Source organism: Robiginitalea sp. SC105 (assembly GCF_014243345.1).
Lineage (GTDB): Bacteria > Bacteroidota > Bacteroidia > Flavobacteriales > Flavobacteriaceae > Robiginitalea.
On sequence record NZ_JACLZF010000002.1, the window covers coordinates 264452 to 276332 of the forward strand.

Here is an 11881-nt window from a genome sequence, read left to right on the forward strand (position 1 = left end):
TATATTTAGCGGGCGTAATGCACGTAAAATGAATCCCGCAGAAACCTATATCCTGAGCGCAAGGGAGCCCTATCGCAGTATCCTGGTGCAATTGCAGGTGCTCATCGAAGCGGAGGTGCCCGGGGCCGAAATGCGTTTTAAGTACCGCATCCCGTTCTATTACGTGGAAGGGCGGCCTTTCTGTTACCTGAACCAGTCCGGGGATTACGTGGACCTGGGCTTTGCCCGGGCAGCCCACCTGACGCGCCACCTGGACAAGATGGAATCCAAAGGCCGTAAATTCATGCGTTCCCTGCGCTACAGGAGGGAGGAGGATATCGATGCGGATATACTGGCCGACGTCCTCCGGGAGGCCTATTCCGTCCGGTTGAAGCCTTTGCGGAAGTAACCGTTGTCAGAATGCGTTGATTGTATTCCGGATGGCGGTCAGCCGCGTCAACAGGCCTTCCAGTTGGTCCAGGGGGAGCATGTTGGCCCCGTCGCTCTTGGCATTGGCCGGGTCAAAGTGGGTTTCGATAAAGATGCCGTCCACCCCGGCTGCGATGCCGGCCCGGGCCATCGTGCCGATGAGCTCCGGCCGGCCCCCGGTAACCCCGGATGCCTGGTTGGGTTGCTGGAGGGAATGGGTCACGTCCAGTACCACAGGGGCATATTGGCGCATCACGGGAACCCCGCGGAAATCCACGATCAGGTCCTGGTAGCCGAACATGGTGCCCCGGTCGGTGATGATGGCCTGCTGGTTGCCGGTTTCAGTGACCTTGCCCACGGCATGTTTCATGCTTTCAGGGCTCATAAACTGCCCTTTTTTCAGGTTGACCACCTTGCCGGTTTCGGCGGCGGCTACCAACAGGTCGGTCTGTCGGACCAGGAAGGCAGGGATCTGCAGGACGTCCACAAATTCGGCCGCCATGGCCGCATCGGACACCTCGTGGATATCCGTCACTGTGGGAACCCCGAAGGTTTCCGATACCTTCCGCAGGATCTTCAGGGCTTTTTCATCCCCGATACCCGTAAAGGAATCCGCCCGGCTTCGGTTGGCCTTTTTGAAACTCCCCTTGAAAACATAGGGTATCCGGAGTTCATCGGTAATGGAGACGATGGTTTCCGCGATCCGCAGCGCCATTTCCTCCCCTTCAATGGCGCAGGGCCCCGAAAGGAGGAAAAAATTATTGCTGTCCGTATGTTTGATTTGCGGGATGGTGGAGAGGTCCATTGCTGAGAGTTTTTTACAAAGATACTATTTTGAATGGGCCAACTTATCGGGAATTCCTCGCCGGAGTTTAACCCCGAGGGAGCCGGCCGGGAGCGCTTGCGGGAGACCGGGTTGGGGGAGGAGTAGCGGCGGACACAGAACTAAAGGGGAATCCCACCACCCACCCAATTTTAATTTACGCGCGGAACCCGCAAAAAACCAGCATTTTAGCTAACGCTGGGAAATTTGGGGGGATTTGGACAACCGAGCGGAATTCGGTGTATCTTTGTCGCCTTAAAAAATCGGACCATGCGAGACATCCGCAACATTGCCATCATTGCCCACGTAGACCACGGAAAAACCACCCTGGTAGACAAGATCCTGCACTTCTGCCAGCTCTTCCGTGAAAACGAGCAGACCGGCGACCTGATCCTGGACAACAACGACCTGGAACGGGAGCGGGGGATCACCATCGTTTCCAAAAACGTTTCGGTAACCTACAAGGATACCAAGATCAATATCATCGACACCCCTGGCCACGCCGACTTTGGCGGGGAAGTGGAGCGGGTGCTGAACATGGCGGATGGCGTGCTGCTGCTGGTGGATGCCTTTGAAGGCCCCATGCCGCAGACCCGTTTTGTCCTGCAGAAAGCCCTGTCCATGGGGCTGAAACCCTGCGTGGTCATCAACAAGGTGGACAAGCCGAACTGTACCCCGGAAGAGGTGCACGAAAAGGTATTCGACCTGATGTTCGAGCTCGGTGCGGAGGAGTGGCAACTGGACTTCCCCGTGGTTTATGGTTCGGCCAAGGAAAACTGGATGGGGGAGGATTTTAAGGAGCCAACCGGCACCATCGCCCCTTTGCTGGAAATGGTACTGGACCACATCCCGACTTTTGACCCGGATAAGGGAACCACCCAGATGCTCATTACTTCCCTGGATTACTCTTCCTATACCGGGCGGATTGCCATCGGCAGGCTGCTGCGCGGCCCCCTGCGGGAAGGGCAGGACATCACCCTGGTCAAGCGGGACGGGCGCAAGGTGCGTTCCCGGATCAAGGAACTTTACTCTTTCGAGGGGTTGGGCCGGACCCGGGTGCAGGAACTGCAGACCGGCGATATCGGCGCCCTGGTAGGGCTGGAAGGCTTTGATATCGGGGATACGATTGCCGATGCCGAAGCCCCGGAGGCCCTGGCCAGCATTGCCATTGACGAGCCCACCATGAGCATGCTCTTTACGATCAACGACAGCCCGTTTTTTGGCAAGGACGGGAAATATGTGACTTCCCGCCACATCAAGGAACGCCTGGAGCGGGAACTCGAAAAGAACCTGGCCCTTAGGGTGGAGGAAACGGACAGCGCCGAAAAATTCATCGTCTACGGGCGGGGCGTATTGCACCTTTCCGTACTCATCGAGACCATGAGGCGGGAGGGGTACGAACTGCAGATCGGGCAGCCCCAGGTGATCATCAAACAGATAGACGGGGTGGCTTGCGAACCGGTAGAGGCGCTGACCATTGACCTTCCGGAGGAAGTCTCAGGCAAGGCCGTGGAGATGGTGGCCCTGCGCAAGGGGGAAATGACCCGGATGGAATCCCGGGGCGAGCGGATGGTCTGTGAATTCATCATCCCGTCCCGCGGGATCATCGGCCTGAGGAACCAGTTGCTGACGGCCACGGCCGGGGAGGCCATTATGGCCCACCGGTTTTTGGAATACCAGCCCATGAAAGGGGCGGTTCCCCAGCGGCAGAACGGTTCCATGGTTTCCATGGAAATGGGTAAGGCGATTCCCTATTCCATCGATAAGCTGCAGGAACGCGGACGGTTCTTTGTCGACCCGGGGGAAGACATCTATGAAGGCCAGGTGATCGGGGAGAATTCCCGCGGGGACGACATGGTGGTCAATGTGACCAAGACCAAGAAGCTGACCAACGTAAGGGCCTCCGGGTCTGACGATAGGGCGCGCATTGTACCCGCCGTGAAGTTTTCCCTGGAGGAAGCCCTGGAGTATATCCAGAAGGATGAATATGTGGAGGTGACCCCGAAAAACCTGAGGCTGCGTAAGATCCTGCTAAAGGAAACCGACCGCAAGCGCTCCAAAGACTAGGGCCGGACAGAAACGGTCAGTACCGGAAAAGGGTATTGGGGGTATTTGAACCGTTGGGTAAGTTTATCCCTCGTTGAGTTCCGGGTGGCATACCAGGCAGGCGGTTGCAGCCCCGATGATGCCGGCGTGGTTCTGAAGCCCGGCCGGGATGACCGGGGTATCGATCTTGATCCATTTCCTGAACTCGTCAAAGTCTTTTGAGGTGCCGCCGCCAAGTACGATGGTATCCGGTGCCACGATGAGTTCCACGAGTTCGAGGAACTTGTTGAAGCGCTTTCCCCACTTTTTAAAGCTGAGGTCCCCTTTTTCCTTGGCAGATGCAGCCGCCCAGGATTCGATCTTGTCGTAGTCCCCGTAAGGGATTTGCCCGAGTTCGAAATTAGGGATCAGCCGGCCGTCCAGGAAGGCTCCGCTCCCCAACCCGGTGCCGATGGTGATCATCACCACCAAACCCTGCATGCCTTTCCCGATCCCGTAGTTCATCATGGCATACCCGGCGGCATCCGCATCGTTGATCACCGTGAAATCCAGTCCGGTAGCCTCTTCGAAAAGGTCTTCCACATTCAGCCCTTTCCAGGATTTGTGCAGGTTGCCTTTTGATTTGCAGACCCCTTTTTTAATGACGGAGGGGAAACCGCAACCCACGGGCCCCTTATAATCGAAGTGTTGCACGATTTCGGCGATGACCTTGGCCATTGCGTCCGGTTTCCGGGATTTTGGGGTGGGGATGCGATACCGTTCGGAGAGCATTTCCCCCGTTTCCATATGGACCATGGCGCCTTTGATTCCCGATCCGCCAACATCAATTCCCAGTACTTCCATGTACGTCTGTTTGGTTTGGGTGCAAAGTAACAAAAAAGATCGGCTTCCTGCAGGGGTCCTTCCCTGCCAACAGGTTCCGGATTATCCGGCCTGCTTCCAGAACCGGCCGCTCAGCAGGAAAAGCAGCCCCAGCAACCCGGTAAGGATACCGATCCCCAGGAATACGGTTTCCAGGTCGTAGCTGCTGATAAACGGGAGCAGGATCAGGGGGGAGAGGAACTGCCCCATAAACCAGAAGGTAGTCAGCCTGCCGATCTGCCTGCCGCGGACCGCAGGAGGCGCCAGTTGCATCACCAGGATATTCGCGTTGGGTATCAGCAACCCCATGCCCATACCCGCCAGCAGCATCCCGACGATCACCAGGGCATAGGTGCCCGAAAAGGCGACGACCAGGAAGGCTACGGACATCAGGCCGAAGCCTGCAAAAAACAGTTGGGCAAACGAAAGCCGGGATTTTAGTTTCGCATAGAAAAAGGAAGCCACGGCAGAAAACAACGTGCTGCTGGCGATGGCCACGCCGATGAGGGAGTTCTTTTCAACCCCCAGGCCCTTCAGGTAAAACGGGATCTGGACGGGGATGATAAAAAAGAGGATCCACATCAGCATCACCGCGAAAAAAACGATCCAGATGACTTTCGGCACCGGGATATCCACCGGCTGTTCCGCGGATTCCACCGGCTGTTCCGGCTCCTTTATGTACCGGAGGGCCAGGGGGAGGATAAGCAGGGAAAACAGGTAGAGCAGGAAGGGGACATTCCAGCGGATATCCGCCAGGATGCCTCCCAGGCTGATAAAGAGGATCCCGGCCAGGGACATGACGGCAATCTGGATCCCTGCAAATTGCTGTCGGGCCTTTCCCTGGTAATAATCCGCGATCAGCGTGGTCACAATGGTCATGGTGATGCCCACGCAAACGCCCAGCAATGCCCGGCCGATCAGGATGCCGTACAGGTCATCCAACCAGTAGCCGGAACTACCGGTAATGGCATAGGCCACGAGGGCCATGCCCAACAGGGGTTTGCGCCCCTTTCGGTCAATATAGCTGCCTGCCAGCAGGGCAGTCAGGGCAATGAAGAGGGCCGGCAGGGAGAGGGAAAGTTTTACCAGTGCCTGTCCGTTGGGGTACTCGCTGAAATCCCGGCTCATGTCCGGCAAGCTCGAGGAAATAGTTATCATGGAGGCGATCGTGAGGCTGCTGATAAGCAGCAGGCTCAACTTAACCTCCCATCGGTTTACATACATATGTGGGTTGGAATCCTCCCGGCTTTAGACCATTTCTCCCTTCATCAGCTTGGGAAGCATCTCCTTGAAATTCTCCTTTTTGTTCAGGTGGGGCAGCGGATCCTTGGGTTCGGGAACCCCCAGGAATTTGCAGAGTGGCTTCCACCCGTCCCGCACATCATAGACCAGGAGTTTATCCTCCGGGACAAATTTTTTCACCGATTCGATGTGCTCGTTCCACTTGGCTTCGGCAAAGGCCTTGTCCTCGAAACGGCCCTCGAATTCCCGGGCAAAGAATTTGTTCTTGAAGAATTTGATGCACTTGACCACCCGCCGGGCGCGGGCGCTGCCGATGAGTTTGCCCATCATCTTCAATTTTTCCCCTGGCGTCTGCGGCCCGGCTTTCAGTACCGTGCTCGAAACGCTCTTGTACCAGGACTCGAAGTCCCGGACCGTCAGGATGACGCGGGCCTCCGGATAGCGCTCCATGTGCTCCTTGTACCACGGGTATCCCGGGAAATCGACGGTGGCATCATAGCCATCGTAGAGCCCGTCCCAGTCGGTGGTGCCCGTTTCATCCAGGGTCTTCCAGTAGTGGAGTTTTTCCGGGTTGACCAGTAACTCCTTCATGTGGTACACGTGATTGAATCCCAGGGTTTCCAGGGAATTTTTCAGGGTCGTCGTACCGGTTCTAGGAAATCCGGCACCAATAATTTTAATAGACATATTTCGTTGAGTTATTTGGTTATTGGTTTTGATCGCATGTTTTTGTACGGATGGCTACTGTCCTTCGGATGCCTCCGGTTCCGGGGGCGCCATTTTAAACGGTTCGGGCTGGGGGTCCAGGGGGGCGAGTTCACGGCCGGAAAAGGCCGGGTAATCCGCTGGCAGCAACGTACTGCGGAAAGTCGCGTAGCGCATGGGCCCGGCGGGCTGCGGGAAAGATCCGTCGGGAAGGCGGTGGTCCCCGGCAAAAGGGGTCCAGAATTCCCAGACGATTTCCTTCTCCGGGGTAACTTCAAAAAAACGTCCGTTCATTCCCTGTGTTATGAAGGTATGCCCGTTGGGCAGACGGTGTGCCCCGGAAATGAATGCCGAGTAAAAGGAATAGGTATCGGGTGCCGTATAGGTCCAAACCGGCTCGTCAGGTCCGAATGTGCCATTGTCCTTCATGGTATAAGCACCTTCCGCATCGGTGGGGGGCACAAATTCCCATACGGCACTGTAGTTGCCCACGTCCCCGATCGCCATGGCGAATTCGGGTGGGCTGGCCGTTGGGAATCCCGCCCATATGGTTGGCAGTTTGGCTTTCCCGTCATAGATATCATTGTTGAATACGGTCAGATGGCCTTCCCCGGGCAAGCCTTTGGGGATCCATTTGACATCGTGCTGACCGAACAGTTTCCGGTCTGCTTCGGTCCCTTTCCCATAATTTTGCGGGTTGCCCCAGCGGTAGAGCAGATCGCCGCCGTGGCCCCACCGCCCGCCGGTGCTGCCTTTGGCTTCGGCCATGGTGGTGCTGTGGTCTATTATAGCCACTTCATTCATTCCCGGCATGCTCAACACGATTTGGTCCAGTTCGGCATTGTAGCCGATGGCGTTGGTATGGGTAATGTCCGAACCCTGGTTTTCTGGCGTGGCATTCGAGGTGGTCATGCCCTGTTGAATCATCTGTTTGATCTGCTCCTCGGTTGCGGGTTCTCCCCCAACTTCGGTGCTGTGGAAGTTGATGTTGATTTTTCTTTGATTCTGGGCCGGGTCGCCGAAATTCTTTTTGGATTTGTCAAAGTCCTGCACCAGATGGTCCTTCATGTACCAGGTCCAGACGATTTCACCCCCTGAAGGCCGCGTGGGTTTGATCTCCACGACCTTGTCCAGCCAGAGACCGGCTTTGGGCAAGTGTTCCGGGTCGCGCCCAAGGGACAAGGCCTCTTCGGCCGGCACCACCTCATAGGCGATTGCCAGGATGTTCCCGTTAGGCATTATCTCGAAGTCGTGGTGCAGCAATTCTTTCTCGTTGGCCATTTTGTAGTCCCAGACGATGTTGCCATCCCAGTCGTATTCCCGGATGCGTCCCGATTGTCCGCCCGCGGCGAAAGTGGGGAATTCTTCGTCCCGCTCCAGGCGGAACAGGTGACCGTTGGGTTGCAGGTACGAATCCATCGAAGTCAGGTCGGTGTCCCAGCGGTGAACAACCTCCCCGTCCTTGTTTATCAGAAAGGTTGACGTAGTGAGGAATGGTTCGAAAAGCACATAGCCCTCCAAATCGTGGTCCGTATCGAGGATGACGCCCCGTTCGGCGGTGAGGCCGGTCATGTTCCGCATGTCCTCGGGTTGCCATTCCCGTACGGCCATGGCCTCATCAGGGGCCTGTTCCTGTTTGGCGGGTTCTTGTTTACAGGAGGTGCCCAGGAGCAACAGGGCGCCCAGGGCAATAATCAGGTAGTTTTTCATAAAGGTGGTTGTTAGTTGGTTGGTCTGCGCAGGTTACACGGCAAGGGGGGTACGGAAACCTGTAAAACCTCTGGAAGATAATTAAAAAAAAGGTGAGCCCTCAGAAAAGGATTTATTTTTTGAAAGCCGCCATATAATCAAATGGATTTTATAGGAAACAGCTTACAAATGGCCCGGCCTGTCCCGGAAAAAGTAAGGTGTTACCTGCCGGCTTTCCCCCGGGCCTCAACCCGCCTTCTGGATGACCTCAAACACCTTGTTTCCGTCGCACTTGAGGGTCTTGGAAGGATATTTCAGGATCAGGGCGTAATCGTGGGTGGCCATCAGGATGGTCCGCCCGGTCTTGTTGATTTCCTGCAGGACCTTCATCACCTCCACGCTGGTCTGGGGGTCGAGGTTGCCCGTGGGTTCGTCGGCCAGGATGAGTTCCGGGTCGTTCAGGAGGGCCCGGGCAATGGCGATCCGCTGCTGTTCGCCCCCTGACAGCTCGTGGGGGAATTTGAACCCCTTGGTTTTCATGCCCACCTTGTCCAGGACGGCCTCGATGCGGGCGGCCATTTCCGAAGGGTCTTTCCAGCCGGTGGCTTTCAGGACAAACTCCAGGTTGTTGTGGACGTTCCGGTCCGGCAGCAGCTTGAAGTCCTGGAAGACAATCCCCAGCTTCCGCCGAAGGGCGGGGATGTCTTTTTCCTTCAAAGTCTTCAGGTTGAACCCCACGATCCGGCCGTTGCCTTCCCGCAGGGGGAGGTCCGCATAGAGGGTCTTCATAAAGCTGCTCTTCCCGCTCCCCGTTTTTCCGATCAGGTAGACGAATTCCCCGGGGCGGACTTCCAGGCTGATGTCGTTGAGGACCAGGTTGTCCTGTTGGTAGACGGCTACGTCCTTGAGGGATAATACGCTTTCGGCCATGTGGAGTTTTGTTGATATAAAAGTAATAAGTTCCACCCATACGGCTGGCACCTGCGGGGTTATTTCGCGTAATTCGGCTCCGCCCCGCATACTGCGGAGCCGGTTTTACCGTTATTAAGGGAAATTCGGTTATTCTAACGCCAAGAGAACATTATGCGAAAGAGATTTGCCGTGCTGCTCGCCTGCGCCCTTTACTGGGCACAGGGAACCGGGCAGGAATCCGCGGTGTATACGCACGAGAACAAGACCTACCAGGATGCCCTTGCCCTCTACAACAGCAAGCAATACCAGGCAGCCCAGACCCTGTTCCAGGAAGTTAAGGACCGGACCGACGATCCGGAAACAGAAGCCAACAGCGCCTATTATATCGCCAATGCGGCGGTCCGTCTGAACCAGTTGGGCGCAGACCGGTTGATGGAGGATTTCGTGGCGCGCTATCCCACCTCGGTACGCCGGAATTCGGCATTTATGGATGTGGCGGATTACTATTTCGAAAACGGACGGTACCCCTATGCCATGAAATGGTACGGGATGGTAGACCAAAGCTCCCTCTCCCGGCGGGAGCGCGAGCGTTTCGATTTCAACATGGGGTATTCCCTCTTTTCCTCCCATAAACCAGACGAGGCCGAACGCTACCTGCAACGGGTCAGCAATTCCCAGGAGTACGGTTCCCAGGCCAAGTATTACCTGGGGTATATTTCCTATCAGCAGGACGATTACGAGGAGGCCAACCAGCGTTTCGACCAGATCACCGACCAGGAGGTGCTCGAGGAAAAGCTGTCCTACTACCAGGCCGACATGAATTTCAAGCTCGGGAATTTCGAGCAGGCCATTGAACAGGCAGAGAAGCAACTGCCCAAATCCGACCGGCGGGAAGTGTCCGAGCTGAACAAGATTATCGGCGAAAGCTACTTCAACCTCGGCCGGTATGCGGAGGCCATCCCCTACCTGGAAAAATACCAGGGCAACCGCGGGCGCTGGAACAACACGGACTATTACCTGCTGGGCTATGCCTATTACAAGCAGGGCGATTTCCAGAATGCCGCCCAGCAATTCAACAAGATCGTGGGCGGCAACGACAGCGTGGCCCAGAATGCCTACTACCACCTGGCGGAATGCTACCTGGAACTCGGCAAGAAGCAGGAGGCACTCAACGCCTTCCGGAATGCCTCCCAGATGGAATTCAGCCCGGAGATCCGGCAGGACGCCTTCCTGAATTACGCCCGCCTGAGCTACGAGATCGGAAACCCCTACCAGCCCGTGCCCGAGGTGCTGCAAGATTACATGAAAACCTATCCGAATGCCGACAGCCACGAGGAAATACGTGAGCTTTTGGTGGATTCCTACATCACCTCCCGGAATTTCAGCGGCGCCATGGAGCTCCTGGAAAAGAACCCGGGGTATGCCAGCAAGGCAACCTACCAGAAGGTGGCTTTCCTCTATGGGGTGGAACAGTTTCTCGCCGAGGATTACAGCGGGGCGCTGATGAGTTTTGAAAAAGCCATCCAGGCGGCGGCCGATGCACGGTTTACTGCACGTTCGCGCTACTGGAAGGCCGAGTCCGCCTTTGCCACGGGAAGTTTCGAACAGGCCCTTACCCAGTATGCCCAGTTCCGGGCCAGCCCGGTAGCCGCATCCCTGGAGGAATACCGGGAACTGGATTACCAGATGGGGTATACCTATTTCAAGCTGAAGGATTACGGCAATGCCGCAACCCACCTGCAGCGGTATGCAGGGAGTGCGCCGGAAGGCCCCATGAAGACGGATGCCTGGATGCGCCTGGGGGACAGCTATTTTGTAAGCAGCCGGTACCGCCCGGCCATCGAGGCGTACGACAATGCCCTGGCCACCGGGAGCCCCGAACGGGATTACGCCGCCTACCAGAAAGCCATCAGCTATGGCTTCCTGGGGCAGGAAGAAACCAAGCGGGAAGCGCTGGGCACCTTTATTGGCCGCTTCCCGAATTCCAGCCTCAAGGACGATGCGCTCTTTGAGCTCGGGAACTCATATGTGCAATCGGGGGCCGACGCACGCGCCATTGAATCATATGACCGGCTGATCCGGGAATCCCCGGGAAGCAGCCTGGTACCCGCTGCCAAAATGCGGAAAGGCCTGGTGTACTTCAACAGCGGGCAGAACCAGCAGGCCCTGGGCATATTCAAACAGGTGGCCGCGGACTACCCGAATTCCCAGGAAGCGATACAGGCCGTGGCCACTGCGAAGCTTATCTATGTGGACCTCGGCCAGGTAGACCAGTACGCCGCGTGGGTGCGGGGCCTGGATTTTGTGGAGGTCACCGACAGCGAACTGGAGGCCGCGAGCTACGAAGCGGCAGACAGGCAACTGGTACAGGGGAATACCCCGGCGGCCACCCGGGCCCTGGAAAAATACCTGCAGCAATTCCCCAATGGGGCCAACCGGGTGGAGGCCCATTTCAAACTAGGGCAGATCGCCTTTGCCGCCGGAGAGGCCGACAAGGCGCTGTCGCATTTCAAGGTGGTCACCGATGCGGGCCGTGGCGAGCGGGCCGAACAGTCGCTCACCCGGGTGTGCGAAATCCTCGTTTCCCGCAACGATTATAAAGCAGCCATGCCCTACCTGGAGCGTCTGGAGGCGACGGCCGATATCCCCCAGAACCGCACCTTTGCGCAATCCAACCTGATGAAGGGATACTTTGAGCAGAAAGCCTATGACCAAACCCTGGCCTATGCGGAAAAAGTACTGGCAAGCCCTTCCCTGGACGACCGGATCCGCAGCGATGCCCGCCTGATGATCGCCCGTTCCGCCTGGGCAACCGGGAACCGGGAGAAGGCCCGGCAGGCCTACGCCGAAGTCCTTTCCATTGCCACGGGGAGCACGGCGGCCGAAGCCCTGTATTTCGACGCCTTTTTCAAACGCGAGGATGGGGCCTATGAGGCATCCAACCAGTCTGTGCAGCGGTTGGCGCGGGATTTTGCCGCCTATAAGGAATGGGGGGGCAAAGGCCTGATCCTCATGGCAAAGAATTTTGAACAACTCGAAGACGCCTTCCAGGCCACCTATATCCTGGAAAACGTCATTTCCAATTTTGGGGCGTTCCCGGAGATCGTGGCGGAGGCCCGGACGGAACTCGCCCAGATCAAAACGCGGGAAGCCAGGCGCAACGCGTCCATAACCCCCGATGGTAATCGTTAAGGA

Annotated in this window: 9 protein-coding genes; 3 read left to right on the plus strand and 6 right to left on the minus strand. The window is 56.9% G+C overall.

The genetic code is table 11. The features are described 5' to 3' along the window. The first annotated feature begins 28 nt into the window (after nt 1-28). On the plus strand, nt 29-388 hold the full coding sequence (locus H7F20_RS10365) for a DUF1801 domain-containing protein (protein ID WP_185786114.1): 360 nt from the start codon (nt 29-31) through the stop codon (nt 386-388). Between the two features lie 6 nt (nt 389-394). Here the strand turns inward: H7F20_RS10365 and kdsA are convergent, their stop codons facing one another. Continuing rightward, nucleotides 395-1213 carry a 3-deoxy-8-phosphooctulonate synthase gene (gene kdsA / locus H7F20_RS10370; protein ID WP_185786115.1) on the minus strand — a complete coding sequence of 273 codons (819 nt, stop codon included), beginning with the start codon at nt 1211-1213 and terminating at the stop codon, nt 395-397. Between the two features lie 288 nt (nt 1214-1501). Between kdsA and typA the strand changes: the two genes are divergently transcribed. Next, the gene (gene typA / locus H7F20_RS10375) at nt 1502-3298 is read left to right on the plus strand and encodes a translational GTPase TypA (protein WP_185786116.1); all 1797 of its coding nucleotides are present in this window, start codon (nt 1502-1504) and stop codon (nt 3296-3298) included. A 63-nt stretch (nt 3299-3361) separates the two neighbouring features. Here the strand turns inward: typA and ppgK are convergent, their stop codons facing one another. From ppgK to H7F20_RS10400, 5 genes are all read right to left on the minus strand, one after another. Further along, nucleotides 3362-4120, minus strand: a complete 759-nt coding sequence (ppgK, locus tag H7F20_RS10380) for a polyphosphate--glucose phosphotransferase (protein WP_185786117.1) — start codon at nt 4118-4120, stop codon at nt 3362-3364. Between the two features lie 81 nt (nt 4121-4201). Continuing rightward, nucleotides 4202-5335, minus strand: coding sequence for an MFS transporter (locus H7F20_RS10385; protein WP_255444060.1), 1134 nt, complete (start codon nt 5333-5335; stop codon nt 4202-4204). 51 nt (nt 5336-5386) lie between these two features. Beyond that, the gene (locus H7F20_RS10390; protein ID WP_185786119.1) at nt 5387-6067 is read right to left on the minus strand and encodes a sulfotransferase family protein; all 681 of its coding nucleotides are present in this window, start codon (nt 6065-6067) and stop codon (nt 5387-5389) included. A gap of 54 nt (nt 6068-6121) precedes the next feature. Beyond that, the gene (locus H7F20_RS10395; RefSeq protein ID WP_185786120.1) at nt 6122-7795 is read right to left on the minus strand and encodes an aryl-sulfate sulfotransferase; all 1674 of its coding nucleotides are present in this window, start codon (nt 7793-7795) and stop codon (nt 6122-6124) included. Nucleotides 7796-8020: 225 nt separating this feature from the next. Continuing rightward, nucleotides 8021-8704 carry a cell division ATP-binding protein FtsE gene (locus H7F20_RS10400; protein ID WP_185786121.1) on the minus strand — a complete coding sequence of 228 codons (684 nt, stop codon included), beginning with the start codon at nt 8702-8704 and terminating at the stop codon, nt 8021-8023. Nucleotides 8705-8857: 153 nt separating this feature from the next. Here H7F20_RS10400 and H7F20_RS10405 point away from each other — a divergent pair, with 153 nt between their 5' ends. Continuing rightward, on the plus strand, nt 8858-11878 hold the full coding sequence (locus H7F20_RS10405; RefSeq protein WP_185786122.1) for a tetratricopeptide repeat protein: 3021 nt from the start codon (nt 8858-8860) through the stop codon (nt 11876-11878). The last annotated feature ends 3 nt before the right edge of the window (nt 11879-11881 follow it).